Raw genomic sequence first — 23833 nt, forward strand, 5'->3', positions numbered from 1 at the left:
AATTACATTAAGAATTATAATACCCATAGAATTCAACGGAAGTTGGGTTATCTATCACCGATAGCCTATCGAAAACAGACCGTTTAATCGCCTCTCTTTTGCCCTCTCACTTTTGGGGGTCAGTGCCCTTTTGTCTCGACCTCTTTGTTTCAAGTCTTTTTTAGAGAAGAGAATTCTCGACAACTATCTAAACTTCCAAGCGCTGCTTTGGCTCAAGCAATCGTGGAAGTAGGTCTATTTGATAGCTACATAGACATGAACAGCTAGCGCCTATTTCACATTTGAACTAAGTGATTACTTATTCATCCAATTGCCGCCAAAGAATATCAGCCTGTAGGCGGATGAAATCCCGCGCAATAGTAACGTATTATAGAGTAAGGAAGACAGATGATTGGAGATGAAATGTTATGAAGAAAAAGACGGTCTGGGGAACGCTTCTGCTTGTTGCCTACTTGCTAATCGTTATTTGGATTATCCTTTTAAAGTTTTCTGTTAGTTTTGATGATCTTGCTGCTTTGAATGATGGTCATTTAAGAAATATCAATTTGATTCCCTTTGGAGACTCGGTTGTTATTAATGGTAAGCTAGACCTTAAAGAAATTATCTACAACGCGGTAATTTTCATTCCTTTCGGCGGTTTACTGGGTATTGCAGGTAAAAATATTTCCTTGTGGGGAAAGGTCCGCTTAATTATCTTGTTTAGCTTAAGTCTGGAGATTTGCCAATATATTTTTGATTTAGGAACTTCCGACATCACCGACTTAATCACTAATGTTTTCGGCGGTCTGCTAGGTTTATTGATTTATGCCCTACTAAAAAAGTTGTTTTCAGAAGAAAAACTAGACAAGTTTCTGCTGTCGGCAGGAACACTTCTCTTTATGCTGGCTACCGGATTTGTTTTGTTTCTAATTTTCTTTAATCGTTGATTATTAGAGAATGAACTAATAAAAAGCGACAGACCCAAACATCAGGTCTGTCGTTTCTATTTTTTTATTTTATAATGGTAAATTTCGTCTCTGCAAGTGCCTGCTCAAGCTCAGTCTGAGACAGTTCCTGCTCTACAGAGAGTACAGCTTTCTTTTCAGCAAGGTTGACCTCTGCTTCTCTCACTCCCGATAAGGCTTCAAATTTTTCCTTTACAATTCCTACGCATCCGGCACATTTCATTCCTTCGATTTTTACTGTTTGATTCATTCGTCTCTCTCCTTCAATAATTGATTCATTTATTTTCGAACGGCTGTTGGTTTAAACCGTTTCAAGCGTAGTGCATTCAACAAAACTGAAACTGAACTAAAGCTCATTGCAGCTCCGGCAATCATCGGATTCAGCAGCGGACCGCCAAATAGATACAACACACCCATTGCCACAGGAATTCCCAACGTATTATACGCAAATGCCCAAAATAGGTTTTCCTTGATATTTTTAATCGTTGATTTGCTTAGTTCCACTGCGGTTGGTACATCCATCAAGTCACTGCGCATCAGCACAATATCGGCTGATTCTATAGCGACATCTGTCCCAGATCCAATAGCAATCCCGATATCCGCCTGTGCCAAAGCTGGTGCGTCGTTGATGCCGTCGCCAACCATGGCAATTTTGCGGCTTCCAGCCTGAAGTTTTTTTACCTCTGCCGCCTTATCCTCCGGCAGAACCTCGCTAAGCACCCTATCGATGCCTACTTGCTTCGCTATGGCTTCAGCAGTACGCCGGTTATCGCCAGTAATCATGGCAACTTCAATCCCCATCTGATGGAGCTTTTCGATGGCTGCTTTACTACTTTCCTTGATTGTATCAGCTACAGCAATGATTCCGGCAAGCTGCTGATTTTGAGCGATAAACATTGGCGTCTTACCCGCTTCAGCCAGCTGATCAGAGGATTCCAGAAAATCACCTAAATCAATTCCCTGCTCCATCATCAGCTTTTTATTCCCTAATAAAAGCTGATTGCCTTCAATTTCTCCCTGAATACCATGCCCAGGAATTGCTGCAAAATTTTGCATTGAATAAAGCGGCAGCTCCTGTTCTTGAGCTGCATTAACGATGGCTTCGCCCAGCGGGTGCTCAGATCCTTTTTCAGCTGAAGCGGCGTACTGAAGCAGCTCCTGTTCTGACAGATTATTCTTCACAAGGATATCTGTCACAACTGGTTTTCCTTCAGTGATGGTTCCCGTTTTATCAAACACAATTGTCTGAATTTTATGCGTTGTTTCCAGTGCATCTCCGCTTTTAATCAGTACACCGTTTTCTGCCCCTTTTCCAGTCCCCACCATAATTGCTGTTGGTGTTGCCAAGCCCAGTGCACAGGGACAAGCAATGACTAGCACAGAAATAGTGATTGTCAATGAGAAAACCCATGATTCCTGACCAATGAAATACCAAGCTAAACCAGACAATATTGCCAAGCCAATTACTATAGGAACAAAAATACCGGAAATCTTATCTGCCATCTTGGCAATTGGCGCTTTAGAACCCTGTGCATCCTCTACCAATTTAACAATTTGAGCTAAGGCTGTATCCTTACCGACTTTTGTTGCCTTGAACTGAATCGTTCCATTTTTATTGATACTTGCTCCGATAACAGCATCTCCAGCTTTTTTCTCAACGGGGATGCTTTCTCCAGTCAGCATCGATTCATCAATCGCTGTCGTACCTTCCAAAACCACACCATCAACTGGAATTTTTTCCCCTGGACGAACAACAATAATATCTCCTTGCTGCACTTGATCAATCGGCAGTTCAAGCTCCTCTTCAGCTCTAATTACACGAGCAGTTTTAGGAGCAAGACCCATTAGCTTTTTGATTGCTTCAGAGGTTTTCCCTTTGGAAACTGCTTCAAAGTACTTGCCTAGAGTAATTAAGGTTAAAATAACCGCTGCTGATTCATAATACAGCTCCATAGCGAAATGTGTATGACCGTTAAATACCATTACCGTTCCGTACAAGCTATATAAAAATGCCGCACTTGTACCTAAGGCAACTAACGAATCCATATTGGGGTGTCCTTTAAATAAAGAGCGGAAGCCGACAACAAAGAAGCTCCTGCCTAAGTATAGTACCGGCACAGTCAAAATCAGCTGTAAAACTGCAAATGTAGTGCCCGCTGCCATTGGATCAATGAAAGCAGGCAGCGGTAATCCTAGCATATGTCCCATTGCAATATATAATAACGGCACGGTGAACACTCCAGAAAGCCAGAAACGCTGCCACATATTATGAATATGCTGCTGCTTTTTTTCTTGGTCTCGCTCCACCTGATCCTTTTCTGAGATTTCCTCAACAGCCTCATACCCAGCGTCCTTTACCGCTGCAGCAATCTCACTGCTATTCTGAATTTCCGGATTATAGCTAACGGACAGTTTTTCTGTTGCCAGATTTACTGTAGCCTGCTCCACACCATTCAGACGTTTAACCGCTTTTTCCACCGTCTGTGCACAAGACGCACAAGTCATGCCTTCTATTGTATAGATTTTTTGTACTGCAGGACTGATCGCCCGAAAGCCTGCGTCTGCTACGGCTTGTGCAATCGCCTGATCACTCAATTTTTCCTCATCGTAATCCATTGTTAGTTTTTCTGTTGCCAGATTAACGGAAGCTTTGGTAACTCCTGTCAGCTTTCCCGCTGCTTTTTCAACGGTCTGTGCACAAGACGCACAGCTCATTCCTTCTATATCAAATGTTTTAGTCGACACACACGTCACTCCTTTTCCTTAATCAGATGACACTGACATTGTCCTGGAATACAATTACAAGGAACAGATGTCACTGCTTCTTTCTTTTTTTGTACAAGTAATTTTTCCAGCTGCTCAATATCTGAAAAGCTTAAGGTACTCTTTTGCAGGAGCAGACCGGCAACTTCTCCTACTTTTTTACTGCAAATTTTTGCGAGAAGCTCATCAGAGAGATCAGCCAGACTTCTTCTTTCCTCAACTAGTGCATAGTAAATGAATTTATTTCCCAAAGGCTTTGTCGCCAACAGACCCTTCTCGGATAAACGGCTTAATAATGTTTTTACTGTATTTTTCTTCCATTGCATTTTTTCATTAAGTATCGTATATACTTCGTTGCTGGTCGTTTCCTGTTGTGCCCACACAACACGCATAACTTCCCATTCTGCATCAGTAATCTTAGAATCCGTCATTTTTCGCCCTCCTCTAATTATCGATTACATTTGTAGTCGTTTTATTCTTTTTTATTCTAACTGATTTTTTTACTACTGTCAAAGCTTTTCTCTTAAAATAAAAAAACGTTCTTTCTCTCTAAAAAATAGGAGATTGAACGTTTTTAGTAGTTAGCACTTTTCATATTTTTAAAAATACAGAGGTGACCAGGCCGTTTTTACTGTAGGACTGTACATTTTTCAGTTTAACTGACTGATCAATCTGTTGAAATAAAGGTATCCCTTTTCCTAAGACTATTGGAATTGTCGTGATGATGTATTCATCAATTAAATTAGACGCTACTAAAGGAGCTACCACCTGACCGCCGCCTACAATCCAGATATCTTTTCCATCCTCGACAAGAAGCCGCTGAATAAGCGCTGTAGGTTTTTCGTCAGTAAAGGTTAGGTTTTCACGACCTTCCTCTACATTATGAGTTAAAACATAAGAATGCTTTTCTTCATAAGGATACTTTTCGGGAGAAAGCTCATTGACTACTTGATCATAAGTCTTCCGACCAAGAATTACTGTATCAATTTGTTCCATCAGCTTTTCATAGCTGTCGTCCTTTTCGCTCATTTCAATATCATCTGTTAAAAAGTCGACTGAACCGTCTTCTTCTGCTATATAACCATCTAAGCTCATCGCAATATATAAAATGACCTTTCTGTTCATAATCACTTTCCCCCCATTTATCGGCACTTATTAACCAATTATTTACTTATAGCTCATTTTCTTTGAAGTCACAAGTAAAATCAATCAATTTGTTTGCGAATCCTATGCATAAACAAAAGCGCTATTCCCAATGTCAGTATTTCGGTCAAAGGCAGACTACTCCAAACTCCTTCCACTCCGAAAAGTTTTCCCAGAATAAACACAGCCGGAATCAGTAATAGGTACCCTCTAAGAAGAACTAAAATGAACGACTGCTTCGCTTGAGCAATCGATGCATAAAAGATACTGAATACAACATTTAACCCGGAAAACAGGAAGCTGAATAGATAGACTGGAATTCCCTGAACTGCATAGCTAATTAACTCCTGATTATTCGTACTATTAAATAAATTAATAATCGGCAGCTTAAACAGCCAGACAAGCAGATACATCAAACATCCTAAAATGAAGCTGACAATTAATCCGAATCGCAGCGCCAACCTGACAGATGCATTATTCTTTCTACCAAACTCCCGACTGACAATCGGCTGAATCCCCTGAGCAGTTCCGGTAAACATCGAAAGACCTATTAAAAAAATATTGGCCAGAATACCAAAGGCTGCTACTGCGATATCCCCAGCTAAAGAAAGCAGTACGATATTAAATACAAGAATACTTACACCATTACTCATTTCTGTCAGAAATGATGGAACTCCTAATTTGAGACTTTCCCACACAACCTTCAGCTTAGGCACAGCGTATTCGATACCTAGCAGCCGACTGGCTTTCTTTCTATGGAAAGAAAGAATTGCCAAACTGAGAATAGGAGATACTGCTGTAGCCAGTGCAGCGCCTGTCATGCCCATGCCTAAGGGGAAAACAAGCAGATAATCAAAAAGAATATTAAATAAACTGGAAGCAAGCATGGCTACCATGGTCAGGTGGGGATTATTATCGTTTCTTACAAAGCTTAGGACAAAATTATTTAATAAGAAGAACGGTGCAGCGATTAAAATCACTCGTAAATAAAGAATAAGATAAGGCAGCGTTTCGGCGCTCCCTCCCAGTATCGCACCTAAAGGTTCCACAAATAGCAGCCCTGCTAATGTAAATAATAACCCGACGCCGATGCCTATTAACCCCAGCTGAGAAAAATACTGTTTGCCCCGTTCAGGATGTGTTGTTTTATGCAGGGAGAAAAGTGTCGCCCCTCCCATCCCCAGCAACAGCCCCAATCCATTAATCAGATTAAACAACGGCAATGCCAGATTCAATGCTGTCAGACCAAAAGGACCCACACCGTTGGCAATAAAATACGTATCCGCTAAAATATAGAGAGAAAGCCCCAGCATACTCAAAACATTTCGACTCACATATCCAGTCAGTTCTTTCTTCAACGTCGATTCCATTTTATTTCCTCCAAAAAAAGAGCAGATTAGTCATCCTCCTGCGGCCTATCAGATGACTTCTCTACTCATAGTTTATACAAAACCCGGCGATTTTGTTTATGAATGCTTATTCAATTTCCAGTCAGCTACAAGCTAAAGATAGTCCGGCAGCTGAAGTTGTAGCTTATTCTAGCAAGTATTACTAAGAAAAACAAGCTTTTTTATGAAAAACAGCCACCGACTAATAGCTGTATTTATGCTTTTAAATTCTGATCTTCTTCACCGTATCCTTATTTTTTCCAAAGATAATTCTATACGGATGATTACTTGTGTTGTAAACTATAGAAAACACGGTAAGAAGAGGTGGCTCATTTTGTTTGATTTAGAAAGAATACAGTCGTTAAATAATCTGGAACTAATTGTTTATCAGTATATCCTTGAGCATATAGATCAGATTCCAAAACTGACGATTCGTGAGTTGTCGGCAAACTGCCATGTATCTACATCAACTATTCTAAGATTTTGTACAAAAATGGGCTTTGAAGGCTTCTCTGAATTAAAATTTGCATTAAAAAAAGAAGAAGACCAACCCAACAGCTTTGAAGACTACTATGATTCAGCCGTCCATGTCGATTCTTTTTTGAAAAAGATTAACAAACAGACCTATCTGGAAACCTTTCAGCCTGCTGTCGATTTGATTTTAGCTGCCCGTCATGTCGCTTTCGTCGGTCTCGGAACCAGTGGTGTTCTTGGAGGCTACGGCAGTCGTTATTTCGCTAACATTGGTATCAACACTTATAGTGTCAGTGATCCCTTTACACCAATCCCTCCCCGCGGCTTTGAAAGTACCCTAGTAATCGCTTTGTCTGTTTCCGGAGAAACTACTGAGATTGTCAAAATGGTCTCAGATTTTAAACGCTCTAATGCTACGGTTCTGAGCATTACCAATGATGAAAACTCAACGATTGCTCGGCTAGCCGACTATAATATTTCCTATTATATGCCTGAAGAAAAATCTGTATATGCAGATCCTTATATTAATCTGACCACTCAGATTCCCGTGATTGCTTTGATTGAGCTTTTGGCGCATCAGGTTGGAAAACAGCTTTCCCGGGAAGCCTCAAAATAGTAATTCTTACCAAGACCCATTAAATAAAAGGACACTAGTGATTCTGTTCCATAAACATTAATTTGCAGTTTAAGAATGCCGGTAGTACAAGGCGCTTAAACTGCTTTGTTTTTTCCGTTGGAACATGTTTCTCAAAAGCCCCAAACTATTTCTTTTTATGTGGAAATCTTTTATATTAAAGCTGTAAACGTATTCAAACTTTCAAAAGGAGGCAAGCTACTTCTTCCACGGATACACTACATGAACTTATACGTATATTTTACTTATTTATGTTAAGAGGAGATGAGTTAAAAATGAATGAATTTATTAATGAAAAGCTTTTACCACCCGTACTAAAATTTGTTAACACAAAACCAATTACCGCTCTAAGAAACGGGATGCTTTATACCATGCCATTTACAATTGTCGGCTCCATATTCCTGCTTTTAGCGAATATTCCCTACACACCACTTGCTGACTGGGTAACTGAAAGCGGCTTGGCTGTTTACTTTAATCAGGCCTTCGGTGCTTCATTTGCTATCATGGCTGTCTTCGCTGTTATTGGTATTGCTTATTCTTATGTTAAAGCAGAAGGCTTTGAAGGATTACCAGCTGGTATGATTGGTCTGGTTATCTTCATCCTATTCATGGCTGGTGAAGTAACAGACGCTGAAAGCGGCGTAACAATTGGTAATATCATTGACAAGACTTGGACTGGCGGTCAAGGAATGATTACTTCCATTCTAGTTGGATTAGTGGTCGGCTGGGTATACAGCTGGTTCCTGCGTCATGATATCCGTATCAAGCTTCCAGAAGCAGTTCCTGAAAACGTAGCAAACTCATTTACAGCACTGATTCCTGCAGCTGTATTAATTACTGGCGCAATGTTCATTTACATTTTCTTCGATAAAGTATTCAATACAACATTCTTCGACTTTATCTACGACATTCTGCAGTCTCCATTACAAGGAGTAACAGATACTCTAGGCGGCGCATTGATTATCGGGTTCCTGGTTCCGTTCTTCTGGTTCTTCGGGGTTCACGGTTCAACAATTGTCGGCGGTATCATGGAGCCAATTTTACAGGCTAACTCTTTAGAAAATACAGAAATTTTAAATGCTGGTAAAGCTTTAACAATTGAAAACGGCGGTCACATCGTTACAAAACAATTCATGGATCAGTTCCAAACAGTAACAGGTGCCGGTATGACCATTGGTTTGGTTGTGTTCATGGTATTTTTCGCAAAATCTGCACAGTTCAAACAATTAGGACGCTTGTCATTAGCTCCAGCGATTTTCGGAATTAACGAGCCAATTACCTTTGCAACACCAATTGTAATGAACCCAATCATGATGGTGCCGTTTATTCTGACGCCAGTTGTCTCTTCAGTTATTACGTACTTTGCACTTTACACTGGCTTAATTCCGCTCTTTACCGCCGTCCAGGTACCATGGACCACTCCGGCAGTACTCTCCGGACTATTAGTCGGCGGCTGGAAAACAGCCTTACTACAAGCCTTTGTCCTAGTTCTTGGTTTCTTCATCTACCTGCCATTTGCACGTAAGATGGATGCTATCAACTACGCACAGGAAACAAATCAACCGATTGAAGAAGACGTACTGGAAAAAATCGAAGCACAATAATACTACAGGGACAGAAGCCGTGCTTTAGCAAAACACTCCGCTTCTGTCCCGTTTTTTACTCGAAGCAATCTGGGACCGGGGACGATAAAATAATCCCATGCCCTAAGACTGAATAAACGGTGTTTCAGAGGCTGACTCCGCGGAAATAAATCGAGCGACACTGAAAATAAGAGAAGCTCCATGCAGGTAGCAATCAATATTTACTCGGTTCCCTTGTAGTGTTTCTTGATAATTTTCGTCTGATTCTTATTATTTATCGAGCCAGAATACTTCTGTTACAACCTCAACACACACTATGAATAAAGAGGTAGATGCATATGTCAATTTTAAAAAAAGATTTTCTTTGGGGCGGGGCAGTTGCTGCTCATCAGCTAGAAGGCGGCTGGGATCAAGGCGGCAAAGGCATTAGCGTTGCTGACGTAATGACTGCTGGAGCGCATGGTGTTCCGCGAAAAATTACAGATGGTGTTATTCCGGGAGAAAATTATCCAAATCATGAAGCAATTGATTTTTATCATCATTACAAAGAGGACGTAAAGCTCTTTGCTGAGCTTGGTCTTAAATGCTTTCGAACATCCATCGCATGGAGCCGAATTTTTCCAAAGGGCGATGAAAATCAGCCGAATGAAGAAGGTCTTCAGTTTTACGACGACTTATTCGATGAATGTCTGAAGTATGGTATTGAACCAGTAATCACCCTTTCTCATTTTGAAATGCCTTACCATTTAGTTACAGAGTACGGCGGCTGGCGAAACCGTAAAACAATCGATTTTTTTGTTAAATTTGCTGAAGTTTGTTTTGAACGCTACAAAGAAAAAGTAACCTACTGGATGACCTTTAATGAAATTAATAACCAAACAAACTTTGAAGAAGATTTTGCTCCGTTTACTAATTCCGGCATCAAATATGCCGAAGGTGAAAATCGGGAAGAAATTATGTATCAGGCAGCTCACTATGAGCTAGTTGCCAGTGCAGAAGCTACCCGGATTGGTCATGCCATTAATCCTGATTTCCAAATTGGCTGTATGATTGCTATGGTGCCGATTTATCCTTATTCCTGTGCACCCCAGGACATGATGGCGTCTGTGATTGCCATGCAAAAACGCTATTGGTTTACCGATGTCCACGTTAGAGGACGCTATCCTAGCTACATTGAGCGTTATCTTGACCGCCAGGGTTATCGACTGGATATTACGCCGAAGGACTTGGATACTCTAGCCAACGGCTGTGTAGACTATATTGGTTTCAGCTACTATATGTCATTTGCTGTGAAAGATCATGACAAAGGACCTGCCTATGACTATGATGAATCAAAAGATTTGGTGACAAACCCTTACGTACAAGCGTCTGACTGGGGCTGGCAGATTGACCCGACTGGACTTCGCTATGCAATGAACTGGTTCAATGAGCGCTACGAGCTCCCCTTGTTTATTGTTGAAAACGGCTTTGGAGCAATTGATGAATTGACACCTGATAAAACAGTTGATGATCAATACCGGATTGACTATTTAAAGGCTCATATAGAAGCAATGAAAGAGTCTGTAGAGTACGACGGGATAGATTTAATCGGCTATACCCCTTGGGGCTTTATTGATTTAGTATCAGCAGGAACCGGCGAAATGAAAAAACGCTACGGCTTTATCTATGTTGATAAAGATAACGATGGTAACGGCACAATGGAACGCTTTAAAAAGAAATCCTTCAGCTGGTACCAAGAGGTTATTCAAACAAATGGAGAAAAACTATAAGAATACCATCACTATTCTGTAGATTTTCGATAAAATGAATCCGGGAGCTTCTTTAAGAAAAATGCTGGGGCAGAGACGTTACGCTCATTTCCCAAAAGGTTGTTTCTGTTCCAGCGTTGTTGGCTTTTAGAAAAATAAGAGTTTGAGATTATGGCTCAAGCTCTTCCCTACTATACTAAAACCCTGCTTTTGCACGTATCTTCCGCAAAAACAGGGTTTTAGTATTCTTTATCATTTAACACCTTGTTTGACTTAAAAATTAACTCGCACCTTCCAGAAAAGCTCCCTGCTTCTCGCTGCATTCTCTGTGCTAAACCTCAAGTACAAAGCGTTCTGTAGGATAATTAAATTCGACAAGCTCTCCTGCTGGCTTAAAGCTTAAATGCAGCAGCCGCTCCCGACAACCAATATCCAGCTTATCCTGCGCCCGAAAAGTGGTTGTAAACAGCGTTGTCCGTTTTTTGTTGAATAACGCTCTAGTATAATCAATCAGCTGCTTTTCCAGTTCTAATGACCAAGTCACCGGCAGAGAGGTTAAGCCCTCAATTAAATTTTTCTCTTTATCAATGATTAGCAGCCCCAAACAGGTCTTCCCCACTTTACTTATGATTACTTCCCCTTGGCCAATCCGCTGAGTTATCACTGAAACAAATGTTCGTTCTTCCCAATAGGGGAACGTTCCTTTTACCGCACGCATTAGCTGACAGATATCCTCAAGCTCGCCAATTACTGCTTGTTTTGTCTTAACTGCTCCTTGGTAATCCTTGGTCAGCTGATCAAAGAGCAGCAGCGATTCAGCAATTCCAAATTCTTTTTGAGCTGCCCGAAATTTCTTGGGTGTGGTTTTATAAAGTGTTGTAAAAGCCTTGGTAAAGGACTGCTGATTCTGATACCCGTTGTCCAGAGCTACATCAATAATCGTTTTATCTGTAGCAAGAAGCTGCTGTCCAGCTAAATGAAGGCGGCGGCGTTTGATGTAATCATATAAAGACAGTTGACTAATTTCGTGAAATTCGTGAAGGAGATAGTGCGACGAATAATGCAGCTCACGGGCAATTTCTTCGACAGACAGCGGTTTTTCCAGCCTCATCTCAATATAGTCGACAGCCGCGGCAGTTAACTGACGCTTGTTCATATTACTCCCCCCTTTGGATAAAATAGAGCCTGTGCATGGCACGAGTGGCAATGACAAAAAGCTGCTGTTTCCCAATTGCTCCGGGGTAATTAGCCGCCGAGGCTTCAACCGCAATCACTGCATCAAATTCTAATCCTTTAGAAGTGCCTACAGAACAAATAATCAGCTGCTTATCTGTCAGCTTTTCCTCAGAACCCTTCAGCCAGCTTAAGGTTAGTCCTTTTTCTACCAGTTTAGTATACCAGAATTCTGCTTGTTTGTTCGTTTTAGTAATCAAAGCGATGCCGGACTTCTCGCCTAACTGCTCAATTAACAAGCAAATCTGATTTAGTTCTTCTTCAATAGTGGCTACATGGATTATTTTCGGCTGTTCGCCGTGTCGCAGAACCGGTTCAATTATCTGATCATCAATAATCTGTTTAGCAAAGCGCATAATCTCATAAGTTGAACGATAGCTTTTCGTCAAATGAACCACTGGTGTATCTGGAAAAATCTGTGTTAGCTGCGCAATAGACATCTCATTGTGCTCATTCAGCTGTTGAGTATAATCACCGACAAGCAGCTTGGGGCATTTGAACAGCTTATTAAAGACCATATATTGTATGGGAGTATAATCCTGCATCTCATCAATGATTAGATATCGAATTTCCGCCGCAAGCTCAATCCCTTCAAAATACATTCGGCTATAGATTAATGGAAACAGCTCTGAATAGCTATAGCTGCGGCTTTCGAGGAGCTTAGCCCGCTCCAAAAATGCCCGATAAATTTGTTGAAAGCTGCGAAACCTATACATGGTCAGCAGTTTGGTTTTAATCTGCGTTACTGTCGGCATTTTACTTGGACGAAAGGGCTTCAATTTTAGCTCTTCAATAATTTCTGCAGCAATCTGCCGCAAGCGTTCTGTAACACTTTGCCTTTTGTAGGCCTGAAAGCGCGTGTTAAGAAAGTGTTCATCAAAGACATACTCCCCAATGATTAACGGCTGAGGGACAAAAGCTGTTTGATCCAGTTCTTCTAAAAACTGCTGTAGATCATCACCAGCCTGAACGGAACCAAGATAGCTGTTTTTTTTGTCAGTAATGTCTGCATCCAGTGATAGCTCTACTTCTTCTATACGAGAATAAGCCGGACGGGTTAAAGAAAATTGAACGGCAAACGCATCAATTGTCCATTCACGGATTGGCTCCTCTCCCAGTTCTGGCAGAACCTGAGCGATAAAGCTGCCGAATACCTTATTAGGGGAAATTATTAGAATTTCTTCTGAAGAAAGCTCTTCTCTGTAATGATAAAGCAGGAAAGCAATCCGATGCAGGGCAATCGATGTTTTTCCTGAGCCTGCTACTCCTTGAATAATTAGATTTTTAACATGAGTATTCCGGATAACAGCATTTTGTTCCGTCTGAATTGTACTAATAATAGCTGACATTTGACCGCCGCTTTGATTGCTGAGTTCTTTTTGCAGCACATCGTCAAAAACAGTCTTGCCGGACTCAAGGACATAATCAATCTTTCCATCTAAAAATTTTACCTGACGCTTTTTAGTTATTTCTCCATGAACCTTCCCATTAGGAGCTAGATAGCTGGCAGGTCCAATATCAAAATCATAAAAAATACCCGCAATCGGTGCCCGCCAGTCATAAATAATCAGTTCATGTTCCTTCGTTGAAAAAGAAGACCGGCCAATATAAATTTCTTCTGCCATCCTTTCTCCTGCAAATAAAAAGTCAACACGGGTAAAATAAGGATTTTGTTTTTGCCGGCGAATTTTTTCAAGCTGTTGAAAGCTGATAGACTCTGCGAGCTGCTGCTGCTCCTGAAGCCGGGAATTAGTGAACATTTCATGCGGATCAATTTCTCCTTTATAGCTTACCAGATATTCTTGAAACTGTTTGGATTCACTTGCGAAATTCATTAGCTCTTTTGTCAGCTCTGTCTCGCGAGCAAGCAGCAATGCCCTTATTCTCCCCCAGTTTTGCTCTTCTTCTTGTTTCACCCTAGTCATTTTTTCACTTCCCTTCGCTTATTTGTCTAATCAATAATTATAATTGAAATAATCTTACTTTTTTTGTCCAATCCTGCGGTTTCTCTTGATAAACTGTATCCTACGGCATTTTTACTAAGAAAAAAACAATCGAAGAACTGCTGCGGCAGTCATCCGATTGTTTAAGATTATACATTTTTGTCAGATTTTCTCTAAAGTTTACTATTTAAATATACTGTCCGGTCAATGAATCAGCTTCTTTGATAGCTGCGGGATATCCTTCAAAGATAATTTTTCCGCCCTGATCGCCGCCATCTGGTCCAATATCTACAATCCAGTCTGCCTGGCGAATGATATCCACATGATGCTCAATGACAACAACGGTATTTCCCTGGTCAACCAAATGATTCATAATTTCCATAATATGATCAATGTCTGACAAGTGAAGACCAGTAGAAGGTTCATCCAGCACATAGATACTACCTTTCTTATAAAACTCGCTGGCCAGCTTCATCCGTTGACATTCGCCACCCGAAAGGGTACTCATCGGCTGTCCAATAGTCAAGTAGGCTAACCCAACTTGAGCCATTGCCTTCAGTTTTTTGAGGATTGCAGCTTCCTGAAAGAATTCCAAGCCCTCTTCAACAGTTAAACCCAGCACTTCATTAATAGTTTTGCCCTGATACATGTAATCCAGAACTTCCTGCTTGAAGCGTCGACCTTCACAGACAGTACATTCCATTTTCACAGCATCCATAAAGGCTAAATTTGTTTCAATGTATCCTTGTCCTTTACAGTTTTCACAAGCTCCTTTGGAATTGTAGCTAAACAACGAAGGTGAAACATTATTCACTTTGCCAAATAATTTTCTGATGCCGTCCATGATGCCGATATAGGTTGCAGGATTCGAACGGGAGTTGGTCTGAGCTGCTGCCTGATCAATAATAATCGTTTCTGGATATGCCTTTAGAAACGATTCTCTTACCAAGGTACTTTTTCCCGAACCAGCCACCCCGGTAATCAAAGTCAGCGTCTGTTTAGGAATAGTCAGTGCAGCAGCTTTCAGGTTGTGCTTCGAGGTACTTTTTCCCTTGTAAAACTCATTTGCTTTTCTTGGCTGCTGTTTAATTGGAATCTGCTTCTTTAAGAACCTTCCTGTCAATGTATCAGACGCTAATAGCTGATCATAAGTACCCGTAAACATGATTTCACCGCCATGCTTCCCGGCATGAGGACCGACTTCAATCACATGGTCCGCAATTTTGATTACATCTGGATCATGCTCAATGACAATCACTGTGTTGCCTTTATCTCTCAACTTAATTAATAGCTCGTTCAACCGGTGAACATCTCGTGGATGCAGCCCAATACTAGGCTCATCAAAAATATACAGCAAATCTACCAAGCTGTTGTTCAAGTGCTTCACCATTTTTACCCGCTGGGATTCTCCACCAGACAAGGTGGTTGTCTCTCTATCCAAGCTGAGATACCCTAACCCAATATCGACTAAGTTACCAACCTTCTCCTTCAACCCCGTTAAAATGGGCTGAGCTTCTGGCAGGGGAATTGCTTCCAGACAATTTTTTAAATCCTTTAGCTGCATCGCCGTAAGCTCAGCAATTGAGTGATTGGCTACCTTTACGCTCAATGCTCTTTGCGACAGTCGCTTCCCTTCACAAACAGGACACACCGCTTCATGACTGTGCTCAGTAATAATTTTTTGAGCCCTTGGCGTTATCTCCCCTTCTTTCATTAGATACAGCCGATTAAATCTAGTTACTAACCCTTCATAGCTTGAGTTCACTCCATCGATTTTTACTTTTAAATCTTTGCCATGCATTAGGAGCTCTCGTTCTTCTGGGGAATAGTCTTTGATTTTTTTGTCAAGATCAAACAGACCTGAATCAAGATAGCTTTTCATATACCATTCTGTATTTTTTATAGGCGGAAAAATAATTCCCCCTTCAGCTAAAGAAAGCTTTTCATCTACCAGCTTCTCTTCAGCTACCTCAACAATTTTCCCGATTCCCTGACACTGCTCGCACATTCCTTCTTTATCGTTGAAGGAAAAGTAATTGGCTGTCCCGATACTTGGCTGACCCACTCTAGAGTAAAGAACTCTCAACAAGGAATTAATGTCTGTAATTGTGCCTAACGTCGAGCGCGAATTTCCTCCCAGCCTTTTTTGATCAATCACTACTGAAGTTGACAGATTTTCAATAGATTCAACATCCGGTGCTTTGTACTTCGGTAAAAACGTCCGGACAAACGCGCTAAAGGTTTCATTCAGCTGCCTCTGAGATTCACTGGCAATTGTTTCAAATACGATTGATGACTTACCAGAACCGGACACCCCTGTAAAAACAATAATTTTTCTTTTGGGAATTTCCACATCCACATTTTTCAAGTTATTCTCATTCGCTCCGACAATCCGCAAATATTCTGTCATATCAATTCCTCCTTTTATCGCAGTAACCCTATAATATCACTTTAAAGCAAGTTCTAAACTTTTATAAAATAAACACCTTGTCTGTAGTATAATGATAAAAAAAGCTTAGCATCCGGAGGAATAATTGTGAACTATCGCCCAATTGATATTGCCCGCCAGCTAAATATCAGTACTAGTCTGCTGCGTCATTACGAAAAGCATGAACTGTTTCCTGCACCCGTCCGTTCAAAAAGCGGCTACCGTATCTATACAGAAACTAGTTTCTACTATATAAAAGCTGTTCGTACCTGCACTCTGGCTTACGGATATACCAGCAGCAAAAAAATGATGGATAACATCCGGACAGGGAATTACACACAGCTGTTCTGGCAGCTTAATCAGGAACAACTGAAGCTTCACCAGCAGAAAGACATTACGGAGAAAACCCGGGCACTTTTACATGACGAAGAAATTGAAGTTCTCACACAAATGCCGAAAAAGGGCTGGATTACTATTGGAGAAGCAGCAGAGCGCCTGTCATTAACAGAAACCACTATTCGCCACTGGAGCACTGAGGGGCTTGTTACTGTTCACCGGGATGAAGAAAGTAACTATCGAAAATTTGATGAACAAGCGTTGAAGAGACTGCTGCTCATTCGGCTGATTCGTGCCTCTACTTGGTCGCTGGATGAGGTACGGGAAATTTTGGCAACCTTTAATGCGGAGACCCCTTCAGAAATGATTGCTTTAGCAGAACATGCCCTCCGCTGGCTGAACAAAATACTTGAGCGTCAGTTTATTGCCCAAACGTATCTTTATCAACTAATTAACCATCTATCTCCAGAATATCTAGAGGTCTTTCCCGGAACTGAGTTTTACACACTGGATTGACAGTAATAAACAGAGCCGGATGTAAATAGATTCTCAGACTTTTGATATGTCTAAATCGGAAGAAATAATGTGAGCGGGACATAACTCATTGAGTCACATCCCGCTCACATGGAATCCAGATAAACAGTGGGAGCTGGAGCACATACCAGCATTTAACTGCAACGAGTAAGTGCATCTGTCCCAACTTCTTTTTTCATTTCAATTATTAATGAAGTTCATTTATGAATTAACTACTTGATCCTGAATCACCCCCGCTGCTTTTAGAAACATACAGGTTACAACCGGACCCACAAAAGAAAACCCTCTTTTTTTCAAGTCTTTTGCAATCACCGTTGCTTCCGGCAGCGTATTGGTCACTTCATCAGAATTCTCATAGGTCTTTACCACTGGTACCCCACCAACAAAATCCCACAAGTAGTCTGCAAAGCTGTTATACTCTCCTTCGGAAAGCAGCTGGACAATTGCTCGAGCATTTTGAATGGTTGCATTGATTTTTCGTGGATTTCGAATCATATCAGGCGCCTTAAGAATCTTTTCAATATCATCTGGAAACAGTGCTGCTACTTGTCGAAAGTCCATATCACAGAAATTCCGAAAAAACGCATCTTTTTTTCCGGCGGCAGCCTTCCAGCTTAGCCCTGCCTGAAATACACCGACTGTTAGCAAAAGATAAAGCATTCGATCATCCTTTGTCGGTTTTCCCCACTGCTCACTATACCACTGATACGCCTTCACCTTGTTCCCCTCCCTATTCAATCATCGCCGTCATTTATTGTATCATAAATCCCTCCCTGTTTTGACAAGGCAAAAGGAGAAAACAGCTTTAGACAAAATAGCTGTCTAAGCTGCCCTCTCCCTTCTTAATTTACTTAATCCTTTAACTTTTTTTATTCTGGCTGTTCATCTTTATTATACTGAATCACCTTTGAATTCTTGTTGTCAGCAATTTCCTGTGCCCGTTTTAAAGCCTGTTGCTTTCTCTCAAAGGAATCTGAAGCCTTTTCCGCCCCTTTTGTCTTCACATACCAGTACTCCTCTTGAAAATAAACCAGTACATCATTATTAAGCAAATCCTGATTAATTTTTTCTCCCCCATGTTGATCAGACTTCCTAGGGTAGTTTTCTTTTTTGAAGCTCTTTTTCTCGGAGTCAGAAGCTTCATCCAACCATTTTTTTCCTTGTGAAATAGCGATTGGAATTGCCTGATTTTCTGGATAGCCTTCATCCAATAATGCATTCCCTATATCGATAACTTTTTTTCTGAGTAGCGGATCAAAATTTTTAAAAGAAGCCGGATAATCATTTTTATCCCATGGCATAGCAGTCACTCTCCTCTATAAATTCAGGCAAAAAAGCTGCCACCTGTGACCGCATAGACCTGACCAGTAACATAGCTTGCCTGATCTGAAGCAAGAAAAACATAAACAGCAGCTAGCTCGGCAGGCTGTCCTGCTCGTTCCAGCAATTCTTTTTGTCCAAATTCCGGAATAGCTTCCTGCGGCTGACCCCCACATATCTGCAAAGCTGTCCAGATTGGACCTGGCGCTACGGTATTTACACGAATGCCTTTCGGCGCTAATTGAGCTGCCAAACCCTTACTAAACGCTGTAATCGCTCCTTTAGTTGCTGCATAATCCAGCAAATGAGCGCTGGGTTCTTCACTTTGAATAGAAGTAGTTGTAATAATACTGCCTCCAGCTGGCAGATAAGCCATTGCCTCCTGTACTGTCCAATACATAGATATAATATTCGTCGTAAAAGTATCCGTAATCTGTTTAGTCGTTAAATCTTTTATGTCTTTAACGGCTTGCTGCATACCAGCATTTAACACAAGTATATCAAGTCCGCCTAGTTCCTCTGCTGCAGCGTGTACAAGTTTTCTGGCAAAAGCTTCCTCTTTTAAATCGCCAGGTACCAGCACTGCTTTCCTGCCGGCTTTTTCAATCCATTGTTTTACTTCCAGCGCATCCTCTTCCTCAAATGGAAGATAGTTTATTGCCACGTCAGCCCCTTCTCTAGCATAAGCAATTGCTGCTGCTCTGCCAATTCCAGAATCACCGCCGGTAATCAAGACTTTCCTTCCGCTCAGTTTGTCTGAGCCTGTATAACTTTCCTCACCACAATCAGGCACAGGGGTCATTTTTCTTTGTAAAGCAGGTGCTTCCTGTCTTTGCTTCTCAAATTTTCCTGAATAAAATTTTGTCAATGGGTTATTTAAATCACTCATTCTAGCTCCTCCTTGTTTTCTTTCTCTTATTTCACCCTAATACAAAATTAAAACTGCTTCAAATTATACGCTTTATTTTTTTGGTTAAGACTACAAAAAATAAACCTGCCCCACATACAATATAACTGTACATAAGGCAGGTTTAGCTTCTTCATATTACTATGAAATGCAGACGATTAGGATAGATAGCGACTAGAAGAATATCTATCCCTGATTCTTTGATTTTAGTTAAACTCACGGAAGCGCGCTGCATCATCCATATATTCTTTTTCACCTGCTGGTGCTTCGATTGAACCAATGACTAATTGCGCTCTTAATTTCCAATTTGCAGGAATAGACCATTCTTTAGCAACAGCTTCATCAATAACAGGATTGTAATGCTGCAGATTTGCACCAATGTTCTCTTGGGCTAAAGCAGTCCAAACATTTGCCTGTGTTAAACCACTTGCTTGTTCAGACCATACTGGGAAATTATCTGCATATAATTCAAATTGTTCCTGCAGACTTTTTACAACATCCTGATCTTCAAAGAATAAGATTGTTCCAGCAGCACCGGCAAAGCCTTGTAATTTCGCTTGTGTATTAGGAAAAGCTTCAGCAGGAGTTAACGGCTTCAATGCATCTTCTGTCAATGACCATAATTTTTTATGAGCATCACCAAACAGAAAAACGACACGTTGCGTTTGAGAATTGAAAGCACTTGGGCTTTCTTTTACTACTTCTTTCACTAAAGCTGTAATTTCTTCATTTGATTTTGTTAGGTTAGTACCTAAAGCATAGATAGAACGACGTTTTTTTAATTCTTGAACAAAATTTGACATATTTTTTTCATCCTTTCGATTTCACAAGTAAATAATTTCTACTACTCTTACAGTATATACGCTTACGAAAAGTAAGTAAAGAGTTTTGCTTACTTTTTTAAAGTAAAAAAATCCGGTACCTAAATTTAGGTACCAGATTGACAGCTTATTCTATACTTTATTCCGCTTATTCATAGCGTAAAGACTCGATTGGATCAAGCTTCGCAGCTCTTCTTGCCGGCAAAGTACCTGCAAGAAACGCAATCAACATAATGATTAGGATGATCCACAAGCTGGAAATTGGTGAAAACTGCAGCAAGGTAAATCCGGTTAACGCATCAAGGAATGATTCTGCCGCATAGCTGTTGATTATGGTGCTAACACCCATCGCTCCTAGAATACCTAGGACAGAACCAAAGAATCCGATTAATGCGGCTTCGACGCTAAAGACCATAAAGACTTTTCCACTACTCAATCCCATCGCTTTCATCAACCCAATTTCTCTTGTCCGTTCCTGAACGGACATATAAAGAGTATTGATGATGCCAAAGCTCGCTGCCAGTAATGCGATAGCACCAAACATGGTCAGAACACCGGTGATTGCATTGATGATATTGCGAATCATGCCAATTTCATCTTCAACAGTAGTTCCTGTATAGCCGGCATCTTCTAATTTCTTTTGGATTTTTTCCACTTTGGTTTTAGACAGGCCTTTATCCATAACTGCTGAAATCATCATATATTGATTCTTCATTGTATCAGGCAGACCGTTTTCATTGATTGCTATGATTTTATCCCCTAACGCTTTACTAACGATTGACTGCCCTCCCTGAATAAGGCTTGTGTTACGAACACCTACTATTTTTGCTTCTACAATTTCCTGTTCTTTTGTCGCTTGAGAGCTTACTGCAATTTTTACTGTTTTGTTCAATGCTTCTTTTGCTGATTTATAACCCAAGCTCTCAACGTATTCTGGGGCTAGATTTATTTCATAGGCCTCTCCTTCAGAAGCTACCTGTTTTCCAACCTCTAAATCCATTTTAATCTCGCTTGGTGTTGCCGCTGAGAAAACAAACTTTTTGTCATCATTACCTTGAATGTAGTCTGTTGAAAGAAAGTTAAAAGGCTCCGCTTTGTTGATGCCTTTAATAGCTTTGATTTTATCGACATCCTTATCGGACATATACTCTGCTTCTGCCCCAGCCTGATCAGGATTGTACTCTTCCGGACCTTCACTACTTCCCCCAGCCATCCCCATATCTAGTTTTGGTTGAACAAAGAGCTGGTTTTCTCCTCCAACATTGTTTACCTGTTTGTCAATATAATCATTAACTCCGGTATTAACCCCAGTTGTTAATGAAATCGTAAAGGCACCAATAAAGATTGCTACGATTGTTAAAATTGTTCTTCCTTTATTTCTAAGCAGGTTTGCTCCTGCGGATTTTAAGATATCGCTGATTTTCATTTATTCGTCCCCTTCTATGATTTCCCCGTCTTTGATTCGTATTTGCCGGTCGCATCGTGCAGCCAGCTCATCATCATGTGTTACGATAATCAAGGTTATTCCCTCTTTTTTATTTAAGTCAAATAATAGTTTTTCAATTTTTTCACCTGTATTGGAATCAAGATTTCCAGTCGGCTCATCTGCAAAGATAATCTGAGGATTGTTTACCAAGGCTCTGGCAATACATACCCGCTGTTTTTGCCCGCCAGAAAGATTGTTCGCTTTATTATTGACCTTATCCTCCAACTCAACAGCTTCTAACGCTGCCATTGCCATCTTCTTACGCTTTTTTCCAGAAATACCGGCAATTTTCAAAGGGAGCATCACATTATTCAAGACAGTATCTTTAGGATTCATGAAAAACTGTTGAAAGACAAAACCGAATCGTTCGTTTCTTGTCTGGTTTAATTCCTTCTTCTTGATATCTCTCACGCTGTTTCCATTCAATAAAATATCTCCAGAACTAGGTTTGTCAAGCAATGCTAGGATGTGCATTAATGTTGATTTCCCTGAGCCGCTTTTCCCAATAATTGCCACTGATTCTCCCTGTTCAATCTGTACATTGACACCCTTTAACGCATCAAATCTAGTTTCATTTTTCCCATAACTTTTCTTCAAGCTTTTTGCTTCAATTACAGCCATTTGACTCCTCCGTTGTTTTTCTATTTTTCATCACATAACCTATTGTGACGTAACACACGTTATTTGTCATGGTACTTGAGACGTATTTCATGGAAATCAATTTGCTGCAATCGTTATTTCACTATCTAAAACCAAAATTAAATAACTGCAAAAATAATCATAAAATAAAATAAAACGCTTTATATAAACTTTGCATCGTCATATAGGAATGATTAAAAACAATGAAAATAAAACGTATTTCTAATAACACAAAAAAAACTTAAAGCAATTTCTCTAAAAGAGAATTTCGCTTCAAGTTTTTTTGTTATTTAACTTTCCGACTTAAGTATAATTTGTTCCAACAACCTGTTTTCTGTCTGAATGACATCAAAGAATCCACTGATTTTTTCCAGCTGTTCATAATCAATTTGATAAAGCTTAACCGAAGGTTTAATAAACCAGAATCCCCGATTAATCCGTACCCGATTATTAATTAAATGGCACTGTTCCATCATTGATTGGAGGTCCATCTCCGATACGCTATTCTTGATTCGTTCAACACGTTCACGCTCGTAAGTCAGCTCTCCTTTAGTAACGGTCATCTTTTCAGTGATTGTTACTAACTCTTTATTCAATTTCCAGGACTGTTCAATAAACTTAGCTTTTTTATACAAATCATCATAGTGAATCAAATCAATTTTCACAGATTTATACCAGTCTTCTTCATCGACTGTAATTTTTCTGTGCTTCTTAAATCGCTTCAAGCCACTGACTAGCAAACTATTTTCTATAGCGAGCAGCTCGTGTTCCAATTTTTCTTTTGCTACCCGCACACGTTCCTTTGACGCTTTTTCTCGTTTCAAACTTTCTTTTAAGTAAACCAGCTCATTCTCTTCTGAACGTACCATGCTGGTTTCATTTACATTTTTGACTTCTGGAAAAAGCTCTTCCGAAGGTTCAGCTTTTGTTTGCTTTGTTTTACTTTCCTCTTTTGAGGGCTCAATAGTGACACTTACTGGAAATGAGAGTTCTTCAGGCTGATTATCTTCCACCGCTTCTTCACTCAAAATTTCATGTAAATGCTTTTCGACCATCTCACTGATTGATTGTCTGGCACTGCCTGTCATTTGCTCAAGACTAGTTTTCAGACTGAAGTATACTGCCTGGTTTTCACCTTGGATGGCTAACGGAATAAATTCACACGCATATGTGCTGAATTCATCCTCAATTTCTTCAGACATTTTCGTCCAAATAAACTGAGGAAACAATTCCTGTAGCTCTTCCAGTAAAGCTTCTTCATCAAGTTCTACCTGAAAAAACTGGATTTCAAGATAGTTACGATTCTTCTGTGAATCCCGCAGCTGTTCAGTTAGTTCTTCTTTTTCTAATAAAGTTAAACTATCACCAGTTGCTTCGGCATAAATAGCTTCACACGAAACGAGTAGCTTGTCCGCAGATTTTTCTTCGAAGATTGTTTTTCCTAGGTAATCAGGAATTGCTCTCTGGTGAAAAAATACATCAAATGCCTCATCCACTGAATCATCCCTC

General features: G+C 40.4%; 21 protein-coding genes. 6 read left to right on the forward strand and 15 right to left on the reverse strand.

Annotated elements, in window-relative coordinates:
* Positions 1-6: 6 nt before the first annotated feature.
* Positions 7-87, forward strand: a complete 81-nt coding sequence (locus ACYSNQ_RS08515) for an IS3 family transposase (RefSeq protein WP_426081163.1) — start codon at positions 7-9, stop codon at positions 85-87.
* A 320-nt stretch (positions 88-407) separates the two neighbouring features.
* The gene (locus ACYSNQ_RS08520; protein WP_426082501.1) at positions 408-926 is read left to right on the forward strand and encodes a VanZ family protein; all 519 of its coding nucleotides are present in this window, start codon (positions 408-410) and stop codon (positions 924-926) included.
* Positions 927-990: 64 nt separating this feature from the next.
* Here the strand turns inward: ACYSNQ_RS08520 and ACYSNQ_RS08525 are convergent, their stop codons facing one another.
* From ACYSNQ_RS08525 to ACYSNQ_RS08545, 5 genes are all read right to left on the reverse strand, one after another.
* The gene (locus ACYSNQ_RS08525; protein WP_426082503.1) at positions 991-1194 is read right to left on the reverse strand and encodes a heavy-metal-associated domain-containing protein; all 204 of its coding nucleotides are present in this window, start codon (positions 1192-1194) and stop codon (positions 991-993) included.
* 29 nt (positions 1195-1223) lie between these two features.
* Positions 1224-3689 (reverse strand): heavy metal translocating P-type ATPase, encoded by a 2466-nt coding sequence (locus ACYSNQ_RS08530; protein WP_426082505.1) that lies wholly within the window; start codon positions 3687-3689, stop codon positions 1224-1226.
* 5 nt (positions 3690-3694) lie between these two features.
* Positions 3695-4138 (reverse strand): CopY/TcrY family copper transport repressor, encoded by a 444-nt coding sequence (locus ACYSNQ_RS08535; protein ID WP_426082506.1) that lies wholly within the window; start codon positions 4136-4138, stop codon positions 3695-3697.
* A gap of 160 nt (positions 4139-4298) precedes the next feature.
* Positions 4299-4832, reverse strand: coding sequence for a dihydrofolate reductase family protein (locus ACYSNQ_RS08540; protein ID WP_426082508.1), 534 nt, complete (start codon positions 4830-4832; stop codon positions 4299-4301).
* An 80-nt stretch (positions 4833-4912) separates the two neighbouring features.
* Positions 4913-6220, reverse strand: a complete 1308-nt coding sequence (locus ACYSNQ_RS08545) for an MATE family efflux transporter (protein ID WP_426082509.1) — start codon at positions 6218-6220, stop codon at positions 4913-4915.
* Between the two features lie 352 nt (positions 6221-6572).
* On the opposite strand from ACYSNQ_RS08545, the gene ACYSNQ_RS08550 reads away from it, so the two are divergent.
* The 3 genes from ACYSNQ_RS08550 to ACYSNQ_RS08560 all read left to right on the forward strand — a co-directional run bounded on the left by ACYSNQ_RS08550 (position 6573) and on the right by ACYSNQ_RS08560 (position 10698).
* Positions 6573-7328, forward strand: coding sequence for a MurR/RpiR family transcriptional regulator (locus ACYSNQ_RS08550; protein WP_426082510.1), 756 nt, complete (start codon positions 6573-6575; stop codon positions 7326-7328).
* A gap of 293 nt (positions 7329-7621) precedes the next feature.
* Complete coding sequence (locus ACYSNQ_RS08555; RefSeq protein ID WP_426082511.1) at positions 7622-8950, forward strand: PTS sugar transporter subunit IIC; 1329 nt, start codon at positions 7622-7624, stop codon at positions 8948-8950.
* A gap of 317 nt (positions 8951-9267) precedes the next feature.
* A complete protein-coding gene (locus ACYSNQ_RS08560) occupies positions 9268-10698 on the forward strand; it encodes a 6-phospho-beta-glucosidase (RefSeq protein WP_426082512.1) in 1431 nt (476 codons plus the stop codon).
* Between the two features lie 310 nt (positions 10699-11008).
* Here the strand turns inward: ACYSNQ_RS08560 and ACYSNQ_RS08565 are convergent, their stop codons facing one another.
* The 3 genes from ACYSNQ_RS08565 to ACYSNQ_RS08575 form a co-directional block, all read right to left on the reverse strand.
* The gene (locus tag ACYSNQ_RS08565) at positions 11009-11833 is read right to left on the reverse strand and encodes a helix-turn-helix transcriptional regulator (RefSeq protein ID WP_426082513.1); all 825 of its coding nucleotides are present in this window, start codon (positions 11831-11833) and stop codon (positions 11009-11011) included.
* Between the two features lies 1 nt (position 11834).
* Positions 11835-13835: a HelD family protein gene (locus ACYSNQ_RS08570; RefSeq protein ID WP_426082514.1), complete on the reverse strand. Its 2001-nt coding sequence runs from the start codon at positions 13833-13835 to the stop codon at positions 11835-11837.
* 205 nt (positions 13836-14040) lie between these two features.
* On the reverse strand, positions 14041-16263 hold the full coding sequence (locus ACYSNQ_RS08575; protein ID WP_426082516.1) for an ATP-binding cassette domain-containing protein: 2223 nt from the start codon (positions 16261-16263) through the stop codon (positions 14041-14043).
* 126 nt (positions 16264-16389) lie between these two features.
* Here ACYSNQ_RS08575 and ACYSNQ_RS08580 point away from each other — a divergent pair, with 126 nt between their 5' ends.
* Positions 16390-17133, forward strand: a complete 744-nt coding sequence (locus ACYSNQ_RS08580; protein ID WP_426082517.1) for a MerR family transcriptional regulator — start codon at positions 16390-16392, stop codon at positions 17131-17133.
* Between the two features lie 219 nt (positions 17134-17352).
* On the opposite strand, the gene ACYSNQ_RS08585 is transcribed toward ACYSNQ_RS08580, so the two are convergent.
* From ACYSNQ_RS08585 to ACYSNQ_RS08615, 7 genes are all read right to left on the reverse strand, one after another.
* Complete coding sequence (locus ACYSNQ_RS08585) at positions 17353-17868, reverse strand: DNA-3-methyladenine glycosylase I (RefSeq protein ID WP_426082518.1); 516 nt, start codon at positions 17866-17868, stop codon at positions 17353-17355.
* Positions 17869-18020: 152 nt separating this feature from the next.
* The gene (locus tag ACYSNQ_RS08590; RefSeq protein WP_426082520.1) at positions 18021-18452 is read right to left on the reverse strand and encodes a DUF2188 domain-containing protein; all 432 of its coding nucleotides are present in this window, start codon (positions 18450-18452) and stop codon (positions 18021-18023) included.
* 23 nt (positions 18453-18475) lie between these two features.
* The gene (locus tag ACYSNQ_RS08595) at positions 18476-19360 is read right to left on the reverse strand and encodes an SDR family oxidoreductase (RefSeq protein ID WP_426082522.1); all 885 of its coding nucleotides are present in this window, start codon (positions 19358-19360) and stop codon (positions 18476-18478) included.
* A 224-nt stretch (positions 19361-19584) separates the two neighbouring features.
* Positions 19585-20181, reverse strand: coding sequence for a nitroreductase family protein (locus tag ACYSNQ_RS08600; RefSeq protein WP_426082524.1), 597 nt, complete (start codon positions 20179-20181; stop codon positions 19585-19587).
* 166 nt (positions 20182-20347) lie between these two features.
* Complete coding sequence (locus ACYSNQ_RS08605) at positions 20348-21625, reverse strand: ABC transporter permease (RefSeq protein WP_426082526.1); 1278 nt, start codon at positions 21623-21625, stop codon at positions 20348-20350.
* Positions 21626-22306 (reverse strand): ABC transporter ATP-binding protein, encoded by a 681-nt coding sequence (locus ACYSNQ_RS08610; RefSeq protein ID WP_426082528.1) that lies wholly within the window; start codon positions 22304-22306, stop codon positions 21626-21628. It lies immediately after the preceding gene.
* 308 nt (positions 22307-22614) lie between these two features.
* Positions 22615-23820, reverse strand: coding sequence for a hypothetical protein (locus ACYSNQ_RS08615; RefSeq protein ID WP_426082529.1), 1206 nt, complete (start codon positions 23818-23820; stop codon positions 22615-22617).
* Positions 23821-23833: the final 13 nt, after the last annotated feature.

This window comes from Enterococcus sp. LJL51 (assembly GCF_054871795.1).